Here is an 18,807-nt window from a genome sequence, read left to right as displayed (position 1 = left end):
CCGCGGGACGCGCGCGTCCGTCCGGCGTCACGAGCCCTTCTCGACCTTGGCCTTCAGGTTGTCGAGGCCGGCGCGGTAGAGGCCCTGGACGGCCTTCTTGGCGGCCTCGTCGTTGAGGTCCGGCGGCGGATCGTTGTTCATGTAGCCGCGGTAGAAGGCGCCGCGCCACGTCACCTTGGTCTTGTCGCCCTGAGGATCCAGCTCGATCCAGGACGAGTAGTCGTTCACCGGCAGGGTCTTCACGTCGACCTTGTCGATCCGGTACATCAGGCTCTTCTTCTCGGCGTCGTACTTGGAGAGCTCCTCCTGCACCGTGGCGCCGCCCTTCAGCGTCAGCGTGCGGGTGGCCTTCGGCTCGTTGCCGCCCGTGCCCTCGGTCTTCTCGACCACCGGAATCCAGCTGCCGTCCTGGAAGTTGCCGACCACCGCCCAGACCTTGTCGGCGGGCGCGTTGATCTCGACGCTCTCCGAGACCTTCTGGCGCGTGGGCCCGTGGGCCTGCGCGGTAAACGACACCGTGGCGAGCGCCGCCACGGCCGCGAGCCTCATGAACTTCATGGACGTCTCTCCTTCGGGCGCCGTCTAGGGTGCGGCGCCGGGGTTTGCGAGAACCCGCTCGCTGCGGCCGAGGGCCTGCGCGACCTTGTCCTCGATCCAGTCCCAGGCCTCGCGCTCGCGCGGCCCGGCCGTCTTGGATATCGCGATGGCGAGATAGGCCATCTCCGTCAGGATCTTCTCCGGGGTCAGCATGTGCAGCCGCGTCGAGAGGATCGCGGCCTCCAGCACGGCGGCTTGCGCCCGGTTGTAGCCGATGAAGGGCTCGTGGGCGCTCGACCGGATCAGGCGCCCGCGGAAGCGCGGCCGGGTCGCGTCGTCCTCGACCGAGTCCACCGCGAACTCGGCGTGGCCGAAGCTGTCGGCGAGGCGCTTGCCCGGAATCGCCTCGCACGCGACCACCGGCCAGTCGCGCCGGCCCGTGACCGCGCCCGCGATCACCCGGACGTCGCGCGGGCTCGAGGCGGCGAAATGCGGGTTGGCCTCCAGGTTCCGGATCGTCGGCGAGGGCCGGAAGGGGGCGAGGATCCAGGCGTCGCCCTCGCGGATCAGCCCGAACGGCACGAGGTGCAGCTCGCCCTCGGGCGACAGGGTGGTGACGACGGTCTCAAGGATCAGCGGCACGGTCTCAGTCCTCGGCCACCAGCTTGCCGCAGACGAGCCGCGCTCTTCCGGGACGCGGCGTCGCGGCGACATTCGCCTCGGCGCGGGCTTCCTCCGCGCCGACGGTCTCGGGCGGCTCCGCGTCGGCCTCGGCCGGGATCCGCGCGTCGCGGGTGCCGGGGGGCGGCCCGCCGGGGCCCGAATGCTTGGTGTGGCCGGCCTTCTTGAAGGCGGTGGTGTCCTCGGCCTCGGCGTCGGCGGCCGCGCCCCAGACCAGGGGCTCGTCCTGCACGTAGCGCTTGCCCAGCCGCCAAGCGGTCTCGGCCTTGGCCAGCTCGTTCCCGAGATAGAAGGCGTGCGCGCCGTCGCTCGCCACGTTGAGATCCGGGAAGAAGGCCATCGCGTCGGTGCCGACCTTGTGGATGTCGCGGTTGTAGACGTGGATACCGTCCTCGGCGACCGCGATGCGATAGTTCGGGTCGCGGACCTCGGCGGCAAGGGCCGCGATCTCGTCGGGGGTCTGCACGAAGGGGCGCTTGTCGTGAAGTGCCAGAAGTGCCCGTCCGTAGCCCTTGGGCAACGCCGCGTCGGCCTTGGCGGCGTACATGACGCGCCGGGCGGCGTCGTGCTCCTCCACGGTGCGGCGGGTGTGGTTGGAGACCTGCACGATCAGCACGTTGCGGATGGCGAGTTCCGAGCACATTCCCGCGAGCAGCGCCGTGACGCCGAGGCTGTCGGCCTCGGTCAGCTCCGTGAGGTTGCCGGTGCCCATCATCATCTCGGCTTCCGGCCAGCGCGCCCGCACGTCGCGGTAGCGCGCGATGGAATCCACGAAGCCGAAATGGATCGGCTCCAAGATCGGATCGGCCATGTAGGGCAGGCCCGCGCGCTCCATGCGCGCGATGGCGCGGTCGAGGGAGGGCAGGTCGTCGGGCCGCATCGGCACCAGCACCGGCACCGCGCCGGTCTCGAAGGCGAGGCCGAGCGTCTCCTCGTTGAGGCTGAGCAGGTAGTCCGCGCCGGCCTTGGCCCCCCGGGTCAGCTCATCGAGCGAGAAGGAATCGACGCTGACCCGCAGCCCCGCCGCCTTCATCAGCCGGACCGTGTCCTCCAGGTGCGGGAAGGGCGTGTCGGGCAGGCCGCCGAGATCGATCACGTCGGCGCCGCGGCGGGCGAGGTCGAGGCCCTTGGCCAGGATCGCCTCGGGCGTCATCTTCGAGGCGTCCACGATCTCGGCGAAGATGCGCAGGTCGTGGCGGGACAGGTCGACGGTGCGGCCGGCGAGCCCGAGATGGGCCGGCAGGTCCACGATCTCGTCCGGCCCGCGCTCCACCGGCACGCCGAAATGGGCGGCCAGCGCCTCGGGGTTGGCGCGGCAGCGGCCGGGCAGGATCACCCGGGTGGCGCCCTCCGGCAGGGTGACGCGGCGGCGGATGATCTCCTCGGTCATCAGCGCCGCGACCTTCACGCCGGAATCGGCGATGCTCCAGGCGAAGCGCTCGGCCGGCAGGGCGGCGGCGACCTTCTCCAGGCGCGCGCGGGCGAGCTTGCCGGTGATGAAGACGAGATGTTCGGGCTGGCTCACGCGGCGACCCGGCCCTGCGCCGGTCCTTCGATGCGGATGGTGCCCCTGTAGCGCGCCGCGAAGGCCGGGAAAGCCGCGTCAACGAGGCCGAGGCCGGCCCATTCCGCCGGGCCGGTGCCGGGCGGGGCGGCCGAGGACTTCACGAGGATGCAGGCGGCGGCACCGACCTGCCGAGCGAGCCAGAGCGCGAGGCTGTCCGAGGTGACGTCCCAGGTCTCGGGGATGTCGGGGTGGCCGGCGCGAAGGCTCGAAGGATCCCACACCCGCGCGGCATTCCCTCCTCCCGCAGAGGGGGGAGGGAGGGACATCGCGCACCGTGCCAGGCTCGGCTCCAAGCTTAAGAAAACCTCGGCCATCCGCCCCATCGCGTCGAGGGCGAGGCGGTGGGCTAGGGCGTCGTCGAAGCCGAGCGCGCCCTGCGCCGTCCGCACCGCGTCCGCGAAGGGGCCGCCGCCCGGCACGATCAGGCAGGCGCCGTCCGCGCCCGAGGCGAGCCGCCGCAGCCGGGCGCGCAGGCGCTCGGGGTCGGCCAGCAGGCTGCCGCCGAGCTTCACCACGGTGAGCGCCCCGCTCACGCGGCCTCCCGGGCGGGCAGGGCGCTCACGGTGCGCACGGCCTCGGCGACCGCGCGGGGGTCGAGTTCGCGGCGCCGGTCGCCGTCGCGGCAGAGGCCGCCGCGGAAGCCGAGATAGCCCGGCGCGTGCCGGGCGAGGCCCGCGATGTCGGAGATCCGGAGCGAGCCGGCGAGGCCGGAGAGCAGCCCGTGCGCCCGGGCCGCCGCCGTGAAGGCGGCGAGGCGGGCGGGGTCGAGCAGGTCGGTGAGGCGCCGGCCGTCCTTGCCGGCGGTGTCGATCATCGCGCCGGCAAAGCCCGCGGCGGCGAGCGCCGGGACGAGGCCCGCATCGGGCGCGTCCTCGGCGAACAGCACCGCGATCAGCCGGCCGGGGGCGGCGGCGGCGGCGGCCGAGAGCGGGGCAGGGGGGCAGCCGGGCGGGAGCGCGACCTTGACGTAGTCGACGCCGGTGGCCGCCATCGCCCGCACGGCGGACGCCATGTCCCCGGGCGCGGGCTCGCCCGCCACCGCGCTGGTCACCGCGCGGCCGGCGAGGCGCTCCACCAGCGCCCGGACGGTCGCGACCGGCAGCGCGCCGAGCGCGCCGCGCGCCGGGTCCTTGGCGTCGACCAGGTCGGCCCCCGCCGCGCAGGCGAGTTCGGCCTCGGCGACGTCGCGGACGCTGACGAGGAGGCGGGGCGGGGCGGCTTCGGGCAGGGGCGTCAGAACGGTCACGATCTTCCGGGCAGGGGCTCGGCGAGCAGGCGGTTCTTCACCACCCAACGCATCGCGTGCGCCCAGGTATCATCGGTATCGGCCCGGATCACCACCTGTCCGGCCCGCACCGGCTTGCCGCTGGCGGCGTCCAGGATGCGGACGTACAGGTTGAAGATCTGGTTCGACCCCTTCTCCACATAGCCGGTCACGGCCAGCTCCGCACCCAGCGTCTTGGCGATGGGGGCCGCGCAATCCTCGCATTTGTAGAAGGGACCCTGCTTGGCGATCTCGGCCGCCTGGGGCGCGGTATCCACCGGCTCGAGGCCACCCTGCTTGGCGAGCGCCCCCTTCAGCTCGTCGGTGACGAGGGCGAGCTTGCGGGTCTCGTCGGGCCGCGCCCGGCGCCCGCCGACCACGCCCGGATCGAGCAGCTCGATGGGGAAGATGGCGGCCTTCGTGGGGTCCGCCTGCGCCGGGCCGGCCATCCCGGCGGACAACGCGCCGGCGAGGACGGCGAGCGCCGCGAGGCCGGCGAGGCACGCGCGCGAGGGGCTCGAAGGCACCGCGAAGGGCATGGTCGGTCTCCCTGGGTCGCGCTCGTGACGGACCGGCGCGTTCCCCAAGGATCGCGCGCAGGGACGGTTTGGCAATCCCCGGCGCCTCCGGCATCGTCGCCGCACCGATCGGCCGGAGAAGGATCCACGATGCCCTTTGTCAGCGTCACGCGCCTGCGCATCCGGGCGCTCCGCTTCCTGCCGGCCTTCGCGCTCCACGCGATCCGCACGGCCCGGCAGGTGCGGTCGGCGCCGGGCTTCCGGGGCGGGGCGATCCTGCGCGATCGGGACTGGACCTTCTGGACGCTCACGGCCTGGGACGCGCCGGAGAGCATGCGGACCTACATGGGCGCCGGTGCCCACCGGGCCGCGATGCCGCGCCTCTCGCACTGGTGCGACGAGGCCAGCACCGTGCACTGGGACGCGGCGGACCTGCCGGGCTGGGCCGAGGCGGACAAGCGGATGCGCGACGAGGGCCGCGCCACCCGGGTGCGCCATCCGAGCGCGCGCCACGACACCCTGAGCTACCGGCCGCCGCGTCTCTCGGCCTCCGCGCCGCTCGCCCCGAAGCCCCCGCCCGCGCGGATGTGAGCGGGAAATCGGGCGGCGCGGGCCCGCGCGGGCCGGATCCCGGCCGAAGGCCGTTGAGTAGGCGGGGCTTATGCTGTTACCTGCCGGCCGCATGCCCGCACCTGCACGATCCTTCATCCTGGCCCTGGCGCTCACCGGCGCCGCCGCGCCCCCCGCCGGCGCGCAAGCGGCCCAGCAAGCGCCCGCGGCCCAGCAAGCGCCCGCGGCCCAGCAGGATTCCGCAGCCCCGCCCGCGGCGCCGACGCCGTCCGAGACGCGGATCGGCCTGATCTACCGGGTCCAGCCCCAGCCCTCCTCCTACGACGCGGAGGCCGCGCCGGAGGACGAGGGCGTCGCGGGCGCCCGCATGGGGATCGCCGACAACAACACCACAGGGCGCTTCACGAAGCAGAGCTACGCGCTCGACGAGGCGCCGCTGACCGAGGGCGGCCCCGGCGCCGTCGAGACCGCCCGGGCGCTGGTGGCGAAGGGCACCCCCTACATCGTCCTGGCGCTGCCGGCCGACGAGGTGCTGGCGGTGGCCGACGCGCTGAAGGACACGGACGCGGTGATCTTCAACGCCGCCGCCCCCGACGACCGCCTGCGCGGGGCCGATTGCCGGAAGAACCTGTTCCACGTCGTGCCCTCGCGGGCGATGCAGACCGACGCGCTGGCGCAGTACCTGACCCTGATGCGCTGGCGGAAGCTGTTCCTGATCGTCGGCCCGAACGAGGCCGACCGGCTCTACGCCGAGGCGCTGAAGAACTCGGCCCGCAAGTTCGGCCTGAAGATCAGCGCCGAGAAGCCCTGGACCTTCGGGCCGCTCGCCAAGGCGCGCGGCGACACGCCGACCCGGGCCGAGGCGATGGTGTTCACCCGTGGGCTCGACTACGACATGGCGATCGTCGCCGACGAGGCGGGGGACTGGGGCGACTACGTGCCCTACCGCACGGTCGATCCGCGTCCCGTCGGCGGCACGCAGGGGCTCGTCGCCACCACGTGGTCGCCGGTGCTGGAGACCTGGGGCGCCGCCCAGGCGCAGAACCGCTTCCGCCGCCTCGCGGGGCGGCTGATGCGCCCGCTCGACTATCAGGTCTGGACCTCGGTGCGGATCGTGGGCAACGCCGCGACCGTGCGGAAGACCACCGATCCGGCCGCGCTCGCGCCCTTCCTCATCGATCCGGACTTCAACGTCCCGGCCTACAAGGGCGTGTCCCTGAGCTTCCGCCCCTGGGACCGGCAGCTGCGCCAGCCCCTGATTGTGGTGCAGCCGAAGATGCTGGTCTCGGTCGCGCCTGAGCAGGGCTTCCTGCACCAGCGCACGCCGCTCGACACGCTGGGGATCGACCTCCCCGAGACGGCCTGCAAACTCAAGTGATCCACAGGATGCGGCGATGCGCGCCGGGCGCCGCCCCGGCCCGCGCCCTCGCAACCGGCGGGAAACGCACTACAATCTGCCGCAACAACGCCCGCATCGCGGGCCCAGGGAGGATCGGGATGGACCGCTGCGTCACGGCAGTGCTGGGACTTGCCGCGCTGGGATCGGCCGCGCTGATCGGCCTGACGGAGGGCGCCGCCGCCTACACCGTCTACGTCTCGAACGAGAAGGCCAACACGGTCAGCGTCATCGACACCGACACCATGGCGGTGACGGCGACCTGGAAGGTCGGGCGGCGCCCCCGCGGCATCACGGTCCGCCCGGACGGCAAGGAGGTCTTCGTCTGCGCCAGCGACGACGACCGCATCGACGTCCTCGACGCCGCCACCGGCAAGGTGGTGCGCTCGCTGCGCTCCGGCCCCGACCCCGAGCAGTTCATCCTCGATGCCAGCGGCAACCCGCTCTACGTGGCCAACGAGGACGACAGCCAGGTCACGGTCATCGACATCGAGAAGAACCGCGTGCTGGCCGAGGTGCCGGTGGGCGTGGAGCCGGAGGGGATGGGCCTGTCGCCGGACGGGAAGGTCCTGGTCAACACCTCCGAGACCACCAACATGGCCCACTTCATCGACACCAAGACCTTCCAGGTGATCGACAATGTGCTGGTGGATGCGCGGCCGCGGTTTGCCGAGTTCACCACCGACGGCAAGTTCCTCTGGGTCTCGGCCGAGGTTGGCGGCACGGTCAGCGTCATCGACGTGGCGAGCCGGCGCGTGGTGAAGAAGATCACCTTCAAGATCCCGAGCGTGAACGACGAGGCGATCCAGCCGGTCGGCGTGCGCATCACGAAGGACGGCTCGAAGGCCTTCGTGGCGCTCGGCCCCGCCAACCGCGTCGCGGTGATCGATGCCAGGACCTACGAGGTGCAGAAGTACCTCCCCGTGGGCCAGCGCGTCTGGCAGCTCGCCTTCACGCCGGACCAGAAGCTGCTCTTCTCGACGAACGGCACCTCGAACGACGTCTCGGTGATCGACGTGGCGGCCGAGAAGGTCGTCAAGAGCATTCCGGTCGGCCTGCTCCCCTGGGGCGTGGCCGTCTCCCCGCAGTGATTGTTTGGGACCTTTGCCGATGCGCAAGCTTCTCCCGGCGGCCCTGATCGGGCTCGCCGCGCTCGTCGTGGCCCCGGCCTCGGCCCTCGACCTCACCAAGAAGCGGGAGAACCTGCCCGACCTCGTGCTCGGCAACGAGGAGGGCAACGACTTCGTGGTCGAGAACAAGGATATCGAGATGGAGGCGGGGCGTGCCTACCGTCTGCGCATCGTCGCCAAGGGGCGGCAGGAGTACAAATTCTACGCGCCCGAGTTCTTCCGCTACATCTGGCTCAACCAGATCGTGATCAACCACCTGGAGATCCACGGCGGCGGCCCGCCCGACCATCTCGAGTTCGACGATCCGGGCGAGATCGCGATCGAGTTCGTGGCGATCAAGCCGGGGGCCTACAAGTGGGAGGCCCGCGGCCTGGAGGCCAAGGGCATGACCGGCACGATTACGGTGAAGTGACGATGCGCGCCGCTCCCCTCTGCCTCTGCCTCATCCTGCTCTGCGCGCCGGCCCAGGCCGACGACAAGGCCGCGTGCGCGGCCGGCATCGCGATGATCAAGGACGCGCTCTCCAAGACGCCGCCCGAATCCGTCCTGCCCAAGCTGAAGAAGGCCCTGCGGGTCGCCGAGCGCGAGCAGGGCGAGGCGGAGTACGACGAGTGCGTCGACGCGGTGGGCGACGCCGAGCGGGCCCTGAAGCGATGAGCGAGGCGCCGGCCCTCTCGGTCGAGAGCGTCAGCCACCGCTTCGGCGCGCGGGCCGCGCTCGCGGACGTGTCGCTCGCCGTGGCGCGCGGACGCTTCATGGCGCTGCTCGGCCCGAACGGCGCCGGCAAGACCACGCTCTTCTCGGTGATCACGCGCCTCTACAACAACCAGGAAGGGCGCGTCGCGATCTTCGGCCACGGCCTCGATCGGGAGCCATCGCGGGCGCTCGCCCGGCTCGGCGTGGTGTTCCAGGCCCGCACCCTCGATACCGACCTGACCGTCGAACAGAACCTCGCCTACCACGCGAGCCTGCACGGCATCGCCCGCCGGGCCGCGCGCGAGCGGATCGCGGTCCTGCTCGACCGGGTCGGTTTGGCCGACCGGCGGGCCGACAAGGTGCGCACCCTGTCGGGCGGCCAGTCGCGCCGCATCGAGATCGCCCGCTCGCTGATCCACCGCCCGAGCCTCCTGCTCCTCGACGAGCCGACGGTGGGTCTCGACCTCGAATCGCGGGCCGACATCGTCGCCATCGTGCGCGCCCTGGTGCGGGAGGAGGGGCTCTCGGTGCTCTGGGCCACCCACATCTTCGAGGAGATCTCTTCGGAGGACGACGCGGTGGTGCTGCACCGGGGCCGGATCGTCGCCCGCGGCACGGCCGGCACGATCGGGCAGGGCGCCGAGAGCCTGGAGGACGCCTTCCGGCGCCTCGTCGCCGAGCCGGGGAGGCGGGCCGCGTGAGCACGTCCGCGAACCCCACGAGCCGCCGCGCGCCGGCCCATCTCGGCCGGCTGGATGCCGTCGGCTACCTGATCTGCCTCGGCGGCATCGTCCGCCGGGAGCTCCTGCGCTTCTTCAACCAGAAGGAGCGGTTCTTCTCCGCGATGGTGCGCCCGCTCGTCTGGCTGTTCATCTTCGCGGCGGGGTTCCGCAACACGCTCGGGGTCTCGATCGAGCCGCCCTACCAGACCTACGTGCTCTACGAGGTCTACGTGGTGCCGGGGCTCGCGGTGATGATCCAGCTCTTCAACGGCATGCAATCCTCGCTCTCGATGGTCTACGACCGCGAGGTCGGCTCGATGAAGGTGCTGCTGACGAGCCCCTATCCGCGCTGGCTGCTGCTGCTCGCCAAGCTGATCGCGGGCGTCTCGGTCTCGGTGGTGCAGGCCTACGCGTTCCTCGCGGTGGCGTGGTTCTGGGAGACCGACATCCCGCCGCTCGGCTACCTCGCGGCGCTGCCGGCCTTCCTGGCCTCGGGACTGATGCTCGGCGCCATCGGCCTGTTCCTGTCCTCGCTCGTCCGGCAGCTCGAGAACTTCGCCAGCGTGATGAACTTCGTGATCTTCCCGATGTTCTTCGCCTCCTCGGCGCTATACCCGCTCTGGCGCATCCGGGAATCCTCCGAGACCCTGTACTGGATCTGCCAGTGCAACCCCTTCACCCACGCGGTGCAGCTCGTGCGCTTCGCCCTCTACGGGCAGTTCGAGCCTGTCGCCTGCGCGGTCGTCGTCGGCACGACGCTCGCCTTCTTCACCCTCGCGGTCGTCGCCTACGATCCCGGCCGCGGCATCATGGCCCGGCGCGGCGGCCCGGCCGGAGACAACGCATGATCCGCCTCACGCTTCTCACCACCACCCTGCTGGCTCTCGCCGGCCCGGTGCTCGCCCAGCCGAAGACCGATCCCGACTGGCCCTGCGTGCAGCGCAAGGTCGCCAGCTTGAGCCCCGGCCAGTTCTGGACCGGCCCCGATCTCGGGCCCGCCTCGACCGAGTGGGGCAACGACAACGAGGCCGCCGCGCTCGCGCAGAAGATCGCCTCCCGCCGCACGGAGCTGCAGGAGATCGACGGCCTGCTCGATGCGTATGTGACCAAGCTCGCCGACAAGGCCGCGCGCGAGCAGGGCCTCACCCGGGTCTACGCGGGCGTGTTCGAGGTGATCAACGGCGAGCGCAACAAGGTCATGCACGGCATCGCCCGCTACGCCCAGGGGCAGCGCCGCATGGCCGAGCGCATCCGCGAGGAGGCCGACCAGATCAGCCAGACCAAGGACGCGCCCTCGGCCGCCGACGCGCGGGAGCTGCCCAAGGAGCAGTCCGAGCTGGAGACCAAGTTCGCCTGGGACCGGCGCATCTTCCAGGAGCGTTCCCAGTCCCTGACCTATGTCTGCGAGGTGCCGACGCTCCTTGAGCAGCGCCTCGGCGAGATCGCCCGCAAGATCCAGGCGAAGCTCTGATGGCGTCCGGTTGATCCAGCCCAGACCCGAGCGACTGCCATCATCATTCAGCGGATCGTCGTCCGTCCCCGCACCGTCGTTCCGGGGCGCGCGTTGAGCGAGCCCGGATCCGGAGGGGCGCGCGGAACGTGCAATCCATGAACACCGCAGAATCCGACCCTGGCATCTCGGTGTGCATGGATCCCGGGTTCCGCGACCGTGGGAACTTGGCGGCCCCGGGATGACGGCGTGGGGGACGGAAGGGAAGCCGGCAGCCCGGTCCAGGAGCGAGCTGCGATGAGCGACGAGACCGTCCCGGTCGCGCCCCGGCGTCGCCCCGCCCAGACCCGAATCCTCCCTGCTCGGATCGGGGGGCCCTACCAGGCTCTCTGATAGGGAACGCCTCGACCCGAACGCGATCGCTCCCACCCTGCCGTTGTGGAGACACCCGCAGAAACGACGAACACTTGCCAGATCCTCCCGGGAGCCATTGCCGAAAAGACCTAAGTGTCTGAAATGATATGGCATTTCTGTTGCGCGAACATCACGGGCCGGTGATTCCCGACCGGCCGGCCCCTCAAACACCGCCCGCGTGCCCCCCGGCCGATTGTCGTCCTCCCGCGATCCCGGCATCAGTCGAATTCTAAGCCCCGCACAGAAGGGGCGAGGGTCTGACTGGGTTCTTGAGGGGTTGGGGAATGTCCATGCGGGGGCTCAGAGGCTTCCTGGCCGCGTCCGTCTCGCTGCTGCCGTTCGCGGCGCTGGCGCAGCAGGCGGTCACGCTCGGTGAGATCAGTGTCGTGGCGACGACGCCCGTCGGCGTGTCGGCGGGCAACGGCGCGCCAAGCGTTGTGGCGATCGACGGGCCGGGCGGCCCGGTCGCCCAGGCGCCGGCCACGACCCGCCTGCGCGGCGGCGCCCAGCCGCTCTGGAAGATCCCGAGCACGGTCGAGTCGGTGACCGCTGCCGACCTGAACTTCGACCGCGCGACCTTCAACGCCGTCGAGACGCTGGCCCGGCGCGTGCCCGGCCTCAACATCTCGGACGCCCAGGGGAACAACAACCGCGTCGACATCAACTACCGCGGCTTCCAGGCCTCGCCGGTCACCGGCGTGCCGCAGGGGCTGGCCGTCTACCAGAACGGCGTGCGCATCAACGAGGCCTTCGGCGACACGGTCAACCTCGACCTGATCCCGCAGGTCGCGATCAACCGCATCGACGTCGTCACCGGCAACCCGGTCTTCGGCCTGAACGCGCTCGGCGGCGCGATCAACATCCAGATGAAGAACGGCTTCACTTGGCAGGGTACCGAGATCGTCGCGCTCGGCGGCTCGGACGCGCGCACCGCCGGCTCGCTCCAGTACGGCAAGATGATCGGACCGTGGAGCTTCTACTTCGCGGGCGACGGCCTGAACGACCGCGGCTGGCGCTACCAGTCGCCGAGCACGATCGGCCGCGTCTACGCCGACCTCGGCTACCGCACGCCGGATTCCGAGTTCCACCTCATCGGCCAGCTCGCGCGCACCTATTTCGGGGCCGCCGCCGCCACCCCGGTCGACTTCACGCACGTCGATCCGCGGGCGATCTTCACCTACCCACAGACCACGACGACGGAGGTCGGCACGCTGCAGATGACCGGCCGCGTCGACATCTCGCCGACCTGGGACCTGTCGGGCAACGCCTATTTCCGCCGCTTCAGCCAGCGCTACATCGACGGCAACGACGGCGACTTCGAGAACTGCTCGCGCAACTCCTCGTTCCGCGGCCGCCTCTGCTACGAGGATGACGGCTTCGAGCAGGCCCCGGGCCAGAGCCGCAACGCCTTCACCAACCAGTTCCTGATCCTCGGCCGCGGCGCCGGGGCCAACGGCATCCCGTTCACGGCGGGCGTCCCCTACGGCACGCTCGACGTCACCAAGACGGAGGCCACCGGCTACGGCGGCTCGCTCCAGGCGGCCAACCGCGACAAGGTCTTCGGCTTCGGCAACAGCTTCGTGGTCGGCGGCTCGATCGACGTGGCGAACTACAGCTACAAGTCGTCGAGCACGCTCGGCGTGATCAACCCGGATCTCAGCGTCACCACAAACCCGAACAACCCGTTCTACGGCAACATCCCGGGGCTCGGCACGGACTTCATTCGCACCGCGGGCGCGCTCGGCATCGCGCCGAGCTCGGTCACGGGCAACAACCTCTACATGGGCCTCTACACGACCGACACGATCGACCTGACCGACGCCCTGTCGCTCACGGCCGGCGCGCGGCTCAACTTCGCGCGCATCTCCAGCCAGGACCAGACCGGCTTCTCGCCGGACGTGACGGGGACGCACTACTTCAGCAAGATCAACCCGCTGGCCGGCCTGACCTACCGGTTCTCGGACGCGATCTCGCTCTACGGCGGCTACTCGGAGTCGAACCGTGCGCCGACCCCGCTGGAGCTCGCCTGCGCCAACCCGCTGCGGCCCTGCCTGATCCCGAACTCGCTCGTCGCCGACCCGCCGCTCAAGCAGGTCACCGGCCAGACCTACGAGGTGGGCTTCCGCGGCGCGCTGCCGAACTTCTACGACGGCGGCTTGGTGAACTATAAGATCGGCGCCTTCCGCACCGACCTGACCAACGACATCCTGTCGCTCGCCACCCCGGGCAACGCGGCCCGCGGCTACTTCGTGAACGTGCCGGCGACCCGTCGCCAGGGCGTCGAGGTCGGGCTCGAATACGTTTCCGACTGGCTCTCGGTCTATGCCAACTACGCGCTGATCGACGCCACCTTCCGCTTCAACGGCACGCTCTCCTCGCCGAACAACCCGCTCTCGGACGAGGGCGCGATCTTCGTGGTGCCGGGCAACAAGGTGCCGCTGATCCCCGACCATCAGTTCAAGGTCGGCTTCGACGTCGAGTTGCTGCCGCGCTGGCGCGTCGGCATGGCGCTGCAGGCCTTCTCGTCGGCCTATTACCGCGGCGACGAGTCGAACCTGAACCGCAAGCTGCCGCCGTGGTACGTGCTGAACCTCAACACGAGCTACCGCGTGAACCCGAACCTCGAAGTGTTCGGCTACGTCACCAACCTGACGAACAACCGCTACAGCAACTTCGGCACGTTCTTCGAGCCGGGCCTCGTCGCGAACCGCTATCCCGTGAACGACCCGCGCACCACGACGCTCGGGCAGCCGCTCTCGGTCTACGGCGGCATCCGCTACACCTTCGGCGAAGCGCCCGTGCCCATGGCCGAGCCGCAGCCGCTGGTGCGCAAGTACTGAAGCGACACGGGATGGCGGGCCGCAGGGCCCGCCTTCAGCCCGGATCGACCCAGCGGACCTGCCCGGTCCGCGGGGTTTTTCCGTTCCGGGCCTGCGGCCTCAGGTCTCGGGAACGGGGTTGCGCAACCGTCGATTGCCACGGGCGAACACGACCCCGAACCGAGACACGGAGACACGCCCGATGCGGATGATTCCTGCCCTTGCCGGCCTGCTGCTGATGACCGCGCCCGCGCTCGCCACGCCCTGCGCCGACGAGATCGTGACGCTGGAGAAGCGCCTCGACAGCGCGGGGGCCGCGCAGGTGACGGGCACGGTGCCGCCGGGCGGCCCTGCCTCCTCGAACTCGGACAAGGCCCTCGACAAGGCGCCGAACGTCAAGCCGAGCGACCCGAACAGCAAGTCGACCGCCGCGGGCGTGAACGAGGCGCGCAAGCTCGTCGAGAAGGCCCGTGCCGAGGACAAGGCCGGCAACGCCGACGCCTGCCGCGACACCATCCTGAAGGCCAAGGAGAAGGCCGGCGCCCTGCCGTAGCGCACCCGCTCCGCGCAGCCGCGAACGACGAGGGGCCGCCCGGCCAGGCCGGGCGGCCCCTTTCGCATGCCGGCCCTCAGGGTCCGCTCAGTAGGCGTTCTCGGCCTTGAGCAGGGCGAAGGGCGTGGTCAGCAGGATCTGCAGGTCGAACAGCACCGACCAGTTCTCGATGTAGTAGAGGTCGTGCTCGACGCGGCGCTGGATCTTCTCGCTCGTGTCGGTCTCGCCGCGCCAGCCGTTGATCTGGGCCCAGCCGGTGATGCCGGGCTTGACCTTGTGGCGGGCGAAGTAGCCGTCCACCACCTGATCGTAGAACGTGTTGGCGGCCCGCGCCCCGATCGCGTGCGGGCGGGGCCCGACGAGGGAGAGGTCGCCCTTCAGCACGTTGAAGAGCTGGGGCAGCTCGTCCAGCGAGGTCTTGCGGATGAAGCGGCCGACCGGGGTGACGCGCGGGTCGTCCCGGGTGACCTGACGCACGGCGCTCGGGTCGCACTGATCGACGTACATCGAGCGGAACTTCAGCACCTCGATGACCTCGTTGTTGAAGCCGTGCCGCTTCTGCCGAAACAGGACAGGCCCGCGCGAGGTCAGCCGCACGGCTGCCGCCACCCCGAGCATCACGGGGGCGAGCCCGATGAGCAGCAGCGCGCCGACGCAGCGGTCGAACACCGCCTTCACCACCACGTCCCAGTCGGCAATCGGCTTGTCGAACACGTCGAGCACCGGCACCGAGCCGAGATAGGAGTAGCTGCGCGGGCGCAGGCGGAGCTTGGTGGCATGGGCCGAGAGCCGGATGTCGATCGGCAGCACCCAGAGCTTGGCGAGCATCTGCAGAATGCGCGACTCGGCCGAGATTGGGATCGTGAAGACGACGAGGTCGAGCCGGGTGTGGCGGGCATAGGCCACGAGGTCGCTCACCGTGCCGAGCTTCGGGTAGCCCGCCACCACGTCGCCGGAGCGCGCGTCGCCCCGGTCGTCGAACACGCCGACGACCCGGATACCGCTCTCCTTCTGGGTCTCCAGGGCGGCGATCAGTTCCTCGGCCGCGGGGCCGCCGCCGACGATAGCGGTGCGCCGGTCGAAGCGCCCCCGGCGGGTCTGGTCGCGGATCACCCGGCCGAGGGTGATGCGGCCCGGGAGCAGCAGGGGGAGGCCCGCCGCGAAGTAGCTGCCGAGCCAGAGCCGCGAGTAGTTGTCGCCGAGCTTCGTCACGAGCAGGACCGCGGCGATCGCGAGGAAGCTCAGCGCCCAGCCGCCGCACAGGGTGACGGCCGACTTGAAGACGTTGCGGAAGGCCGCGATGCGGTAGGCACCCGCGACCTGGAACAGGCCGACCGAGACCGCGGCGATGCCGACGACGGCGCCAGCGTAGCGCACCCCGAAAGGCACCGCCCCGCCGAGCAGGGCCGCGTGCAGGGCGACGCCCAGCGCACAGATCGCCCCGAACTCGGCCATGCGCACAAGCCCGGCGACGACCACCGTCGAGATCGCGCCCGGGGCCACGGGGGCCGCGGTCTCGGCGAGCGGCGCGCGCGGCGCGTCCGTCTGGCCGGGCGGACCCGCCGCCTTCAGGATATCGCGGACATCGAACGCACTCATCGGACGCTTCGCCCCTGCCGCACCCGTCTGGTCATCCCCCGATCCTGCCAGAGCGGCCTATCGGAATGTTTAAGCGGAGGCCGGGCCGGGCCGTCCGGCGGCCGGCAACGGAGCGCGCGCCCGGGCCCGGAAGCCGGCCTCGTAGCCCGAGAGCACGCTCTCACCCATGCTGCGCATCGAGAAGCGGGCGCGCACGGACTCGCTCAGTGCGCGGAATCGGGCGTCGCGGACGGCCGGCTCCGCGTCGAGCAGGCGGGCCACGGCCCCGGCCAGCGCTCCCGCGTCCCGCGGCGGAACGAGGTCGCGCGCAGCGTCGCCGAAGATCTCCGGGATGCCGCCGACATCGGTGGCGACGAGGGGCTGGGCGGCGGCCGCCGCCTCCAGCACGACGTAGGGCAGCGATTCGGCAAAGGAGGGCACCACCATCACCCGGCCGCGGGCCAGCACGGGGCGGATCGGCTGGGCCGGCTCGAAGGCGACGGCGGTCCCGAGCCCGAGCGCGGCGGCGCGCGCGGCGAGCGCGGCCTCGTCCGGGCCGGAGCCCACCATCAGCAGGCGCAGGGGGCGGCCGGCGGCGTGCAGGGCCGCGAGGGCGTCGAGCAGCACCGGCAGGCCCTTGGCCTCGCGCAGCTCGCCGACGTAGACGAGGTCGAACGGGTCCTCCGCCCGCAGCACCGGCGCGAATTCCGCCTCGTCGATGCCGTTGTGGACGATGCGGGTCACCGTACGGCCGGGCCCAACATAGGCCCGGTGGCGCCCGGCCACGTAGGCGCTCTCGAACAGGAACACGTCGGTGCGGCGGGCGAGCAGCCCCTCGACACCCATGTAGAGCCGGTGCAGAGGGCTGCCGGGCCGGTAATTGTAGCTGCCGCCGTGCGGCGTATAGGCGCGGATCGGGCCGCATCCCACTCTGCGGACGGGGGCGAGGCGGGCATAGGCGCCCCCCTTAGCACCGTGGCCGTGCAGCACGTCCGCCCCGACGGCCTCGGCCCGGCGCGCCACCGCGCGGAGCGCCGCGAGATCGCCTGGGCCGGGGTTGCGCCGCATCGGCACGCGAAGCACGCCGAGCGCGAGCATCGGCGCCAGCGTATCGAGCATCTGCTCGGCGCGCGCGCCGCCCGTGGTCGCATCGCAGACGAGGCCGACCGCGTGACCCGCGGCCGCCTGAAGGCGCGTGAGATCGACCACGTGCCGGAACAGGCCGCCGACCGGGGCGCGGAAGACGTGCAGGATCCGGCGCGGTGCGCCGGCATCGGGCGGGGTCGGGGACACGGCGCTCTCCGCAACGGACGGCAACGGATCTGGGCCGCACTCTGGCTCCCCGCCATGGGCGCCCGGTTAAGCGCGGTGGCCGCCCGCCGGGATTTCCAGCGACAGGGTCAATAGCGGACTAAGAGCATCTCATAGAACGCCCGATCCCCGGGAGCCCTGCCTCTGGGACGACGCGGCGGGCGCTTCGCGGATGTCGAGGTCCCGGACAGGCGTCGCCGGGTCCGGCCGGCGTCCCGCGCGGCGTCAATCGGCTCGCGCACCGTCGAGCAGGCGTTTGAGCCCGGTGACGAGGTCGGGTTCCTGCAGCGGCTTCTCGATGCGCGGCTTGCCGCTGTAGCCCGGCAGGCGGTCGAGGCGCCGGTCTCCGGTCGCGAGCAGGTAGGGGACGCCGAGCACGTCGAGCCGGTCCGCCAGGGCAAAGACCGTGTCGCCGCCGAGACCGATCTCGAGCCCGCCTGCGCGCCCGATCTGGAGGACGGCGGCATCGGGCCTGCGCCGGTCGACCAAGCCGCAGGCCTGCTCGATCCGGGCCACCGGTCCCATCACGTCGGCGCCGGCCGCGCGCAGCCACCGTGCCACCTCGGTGGCGACCAAGTAATCGTCCTCGACCAGAAGAATGTGCAGGCCCGCCAGAGGTGCGGGAGGATCGCCCATGAAGGTGCCCCGATACGCGAGCCCGCAGGCTGCCAGCGTGTGGGAACAGCGAACAACAAACTGGATCAAGGGCCGGCGGCGGGTCCCGACCGGGCGGGCCTCTCAAGCCGCTTCCTCCAGCACCGTCCCGAGCCCTCAAACCGGGGCCGCCTCGGCGGAACCCGGAACCCATGGACGCCGAAGCTCGGGACTGAACCTGCGCGCCCCTTCGGTTCCGGTCTCGCTCATCATGCGCGCCGGAGTGACCGCGGAGAGAGCCCGACCGAACCCTTCGATCGGACTGGGCAGCAGGCCGGATCGTCAGGGTGCCGCGCCGCGCGGTGCCGCGGCGGAGGGCTTGGCGGACGGTTGATTGTCCGTCGGGCCGGTCCGCAGGAAGGTGAGGACGATGCCGGCCACGCTCAGGAAGAGGGCGGCGGCGAGAATGACAAACAACCAACGGGGCATGCGCAATCATGTAGCGCGCGGCGCCCTGCCGGCGAGGGGCGGCAGGGCGGGCAGGAGGGCGGCCGCGACCGCCCATGTGAAGCCTCAAGCGTGGGCCGGACAGCCGATCAGGCGGCCTTGCGGCGGCCGCCGGCCTCGCGCTCGGCGAGGGCACCGGGGCGTCCGAGGCCGATCTGCTTGGCCAGCGCGGAGCGCTGGGCGGCGTAGGCGGGGGCGACCATCGGGTAATCGTCGGGCAGGCCGTACTTCTGGCGGTAGGCGCGCGGGTCGAGGCCGTGGGTGGTGAGGTGGCGCTTGAGGGTCTTGTAGGTCTTGCCGTCGATGAAGCTGATCAGGCCCTCGTCGGTGAGCGACTTGCGGATCTGGGCGGCAGTGGGCTTCTCGACGGGCGCCTCGGCCTCGGCGGGAGCCGCACCCGCGCCGGTCAGACGTTGCAGGGCCGCGTGCACGCCCGCGATCAGACCGGCCAGCTCGGCCGCAGGAACGGAGTTGTTCGACACATAGGCCGACACGATGTC

Annotated in this window: 21 protein-coding genes; 10 read left to right on the top strand and 11 right to left on the bottom strand. The window is 71.4% G+C overall.

Annotation, left to right across the window (positions count from 1 at the left end):
- Positions 1–27: 27 nt before the first annotated feature.
- Genes MFF54_RS18290 through MFF54_RS18265 form a run of 6 tightly spaced genes read right to left on the bottom strand, consistent with a single transcriptional unit; the run spans position 28 to position 4,588 of the window.
- The gene (locus MFF54_RS18290; protein ID WP_238304247.1) at positions 28–558 is read right to left on the bottom strand and encodes an SRPBCC family protein; all 531 of its coding nucleotides are present in this window, start codon (positions 556–558) and stop codon (positions 28–30) included.
- Between the two features lie 24 nt (positions 559–582).
- Positions 583–1,179 (bottom strand): DUF447 domain-containing protein, encoded by a 597-nt coding sequence (locus tag MFF54_RS18285; protein ID WP_238304246.1) that lies wholly within the window; start codon positions 1,177–1,179, stop codon positions 583–585.
- A 4-nt stretch (positions 1,180–1,183) separates the two neighbouring features.
- Complete coding sequence (locus tag MFF54_RS18280; protein ID WP_238304245.1) at positions 1,184–2,743, bottom strand: DUF6513 domain-containing protein; 1,560 nt, start codon at positions 2,741–2,743, stop codon at positions 1,184–1,186.
- Entirely contained in the window at positions 2,740–3,318 is a 579-nt protein-coding gene (locus tag MFF54_RS18275; protein ID WP_238304244.1) for an amino acid kinase family protein, read from the bottom strand. Before MFF54_RS18275 ends, MFF54_RS18280 begins: the two co-directional genes overlap by 4 nt.
- Positions 3,315–4,031 (bottom strand): (5-formylfuran-3-yl)methyl phosphate synthase, encoded by a 717-nt coding sequence (locus tag MFF54_RS18270; RefSeq protein WP_238304243.1) that lies wholly within the window; start codon positions 4,029–4,031, stop codon positions 3,315–3,317. Before MFF54_RS18270 ends, MFF54_RS18275 begins: the two co-directional genes overlap by 4 nt.
- A complete protein-coding gene (locus tag MFF54_RS18265; protein ID WP_370880224.1) occupies positions 4,028–4,588 on the bottom strand; it encodes a DUF3280 domain-containing protein in 561 nt (186 codons plus the stop codon). Before MFF54_RS18265 ends, MFF54_RS18270 begins: the two co-directional genes overlap by 4 nt.
- A gap of 129 nt (positions 4,589–4,717) precedes the next feature.
- Here MFF54_RS18265 and MFF54_RS18260 point away from each other — a divergent pair, with 129 nt between their 5' ends.
- The 10 genes from MFF54_RS18260 to MFF54_RS18215 all read left to right on the top strand — a co-directional run bounded on the left by MFF54_RS18260 (position 4,718) and on the right by MFF54_RS18215 (position 14,317).
- Complete coding sequence (locus MFF54_RS18260; protein WP_238304242.1) at positions 4,718–5,158, top strand: DUF3291 domain-containing protein; 441 nt, start codon at positions 4,718–4,720, stop codon at positions 5,156–5,158.
- A gap of 70 nt (positions 5,159–5,228) precedes the next feature.
- Positions 5,229–6,515 (top strand): lanthanide ABC transporter ABC transporter substrate-binding protein PedA1, encoded by a 1,287-nt coding sequence (pedA1, locus tag MFF54_RS18255; RefSeq protein WP_238304241.1) that lies wholly within the window; start codon positions 5,229–5,231, stop codon positions 6,513–6,515.
- Positions 6,516–6,634: 119 nt separating this feature from the next.
- Positions 6,635–7,624 carry a YVTN family beta-propeller repeat protein gene (locus tag MFF54_RS18250; RefSeq protein WP_238304240.1) on the top strand — a complete coding sequence of 330 codons (990 nt, stop codon included), beginning with the start codon at positions 6,635–6,637 and terminating at the stop codon, positions 7,622–7,624.
- 19 nt (positions 7,625–7,643) lie between these two features.
- Positions 7,644–8,075 (top strand): cupredoxin domain-containing protein, encoded by a 432-nt coding sequence (locus MFF54_RS18245; RefSeq protein ID WP_238304239.1) that lies wholly within the window; start codon positions 7,644–7,646, stop codon positions 8,073–8,075.
- A gap of 2 nt (positions 8,076–8,077) precedes the next feature.
- Entirely contained in the window at positions 8,078–8,320 is a 243-nt protein-coding gene (locus tag MFF54_RS18240) for a hypothetical protein (RefSeq protein ID WP_238304238.1), read from the top strand.
- On the top strand, positions 8,317–9,060 hold the full coding sequence (gene pedB, locus MFF54_RS18235) for a lanthanide ABC transporter ATP-binding protein PedB/LutE (RefSeq protein ID WP_238304237.1): 744 nt from the start codon (positions 8,317–8,319) through the stop codon (positions 9,058–9,060). The genes MFF54_RS18240 and pedB overlap by 4 nt, the downstream gene beginning before the upstream one ends.
- Positions 9,057–9,929 (top strand): lanthanide ABC transporter permease protein PedC, encoded by an 873-nt coding sequence (pedC, locus tag MFF54_RS18230; protein ID WP_238304236.1) that lies wholly within the window; start codon positions 9,057–9,059, stop codon positions 9,927–9,929. The genes pedB and pedC overlap by 4 nt, the downstream gene beginning before the upstream one ends.
- A complete protein-coding gene (locus tag MFF54_RS18225; RefSeq protein ID WP_238304235.1) occupies positions 9,926–10,552 on the top strand; it encodes a hypothetical protein in 627 nt (208 codons plus the stop codon). Before pedC ends, MFF54_RS18225 begins: the two co-directional genes overlap by 4 nt.
- A gap of 683 nt (positions 10,553–11,235) precedes the next feature.
- On the top strand, positions 11,236–13,785 hold the full coding sequence (locus MFF54_RS18220; protein WP_370880226.1) for a TonB-dependent receptor: 2,550 nt from the start codon (positions 11,236–11,238) through the stop codon (positions 13,783–13,785).
- A gap of 181 nt (positions 13,786–13,966) precedes the next feature.
- Positions 13,967–14,317, top strand: a complete 351-nt coding sequence (locus MFF54_RS18215; RefSeq protein WP_238304233.1) for a hypothetical protein — start codon at positions 13,967–13,969, stop codon at positions 14,315–14,317.
- A gap of 87 nt (positions 14,318–14,404) precedes the next feature.
- On the opposite strand, the gene MFF54_RS18210 is transcribed toward MFF54_RS18215, so the two are convergent.
- The 5 genes from MFF54_RS18210 to MFF54_RS18190 form a co-directional block, all read right to left on the bottom strand.
- Positions 14,405–15,916, bottom strand: coding sequence for an undecaprenyl-phosphate glucose phosphotransferase (locus tag MFF54_RS18210; RefSeq protein WP_238304232.1), 1,512 nt, complete (start codon positions 15,914–15,916; stop codon positions 14,405–14,407).
- Positions 15,917–15,985: 69 nt separating this feature from the next.
- Positions 15,986–17,188: a glycosyltransferase family 4 protein gene (locus MFF54_RS18205; RefSeq protein WP_238304231.1), complete on the bottom strand. Its 1,203-nt coding sequence runs from the start codon at positions 17,186–17,188 to the stop codon at positions 15,986–15,988.
- Positions 17,189–17,431: 243 nt separating this feature from the next.
- Complete coding sequence (locus MFF54_RS18200) at positions 17,432–17,842, bottom strand: response regulator (RefSeq protein WP_238304230.1); 411 nt, start codon at positions 17,840–17,842, stop codon at positions 17,432–17,434.
- Positions 17,843–18,142: 300 nt separating this feature from the next.
- Entirely contained in the window at positions 18,143–18,289 is a 147-nt protein-coding gene (locus tag MFF54_RS18195) for a hypothetical protein (protein ID WP_238304229.1), read from the bottom strand.
- Between the two features lie 107 nt (positions 18,290–18,396).
- Positions 18,397–18,807: Ros/MucR family transcriptional regulator (locus MFF54_RS18190; RefSeq protein WP_238304228.1), on the bottom strand; the 411-nt coding region annotated here is incomplete at its 5' end.

Origin of the sequence: Methylobacterium gregans (assembly GCF_022179245.1) — a bacterium.
Taxonomy (GTDB): Bacteria; Pseudomonadota; Alphaproteobacteria; order Rhizobiales; family Beijerinckiaceae; genus Methylobacterium; species Methylobacterium gregans.
The sequence above is the reverse complement of the archived record's forward strand: the minus strand, read 5'-3'. Positions and strand labels throughout refer to the sequence as shown.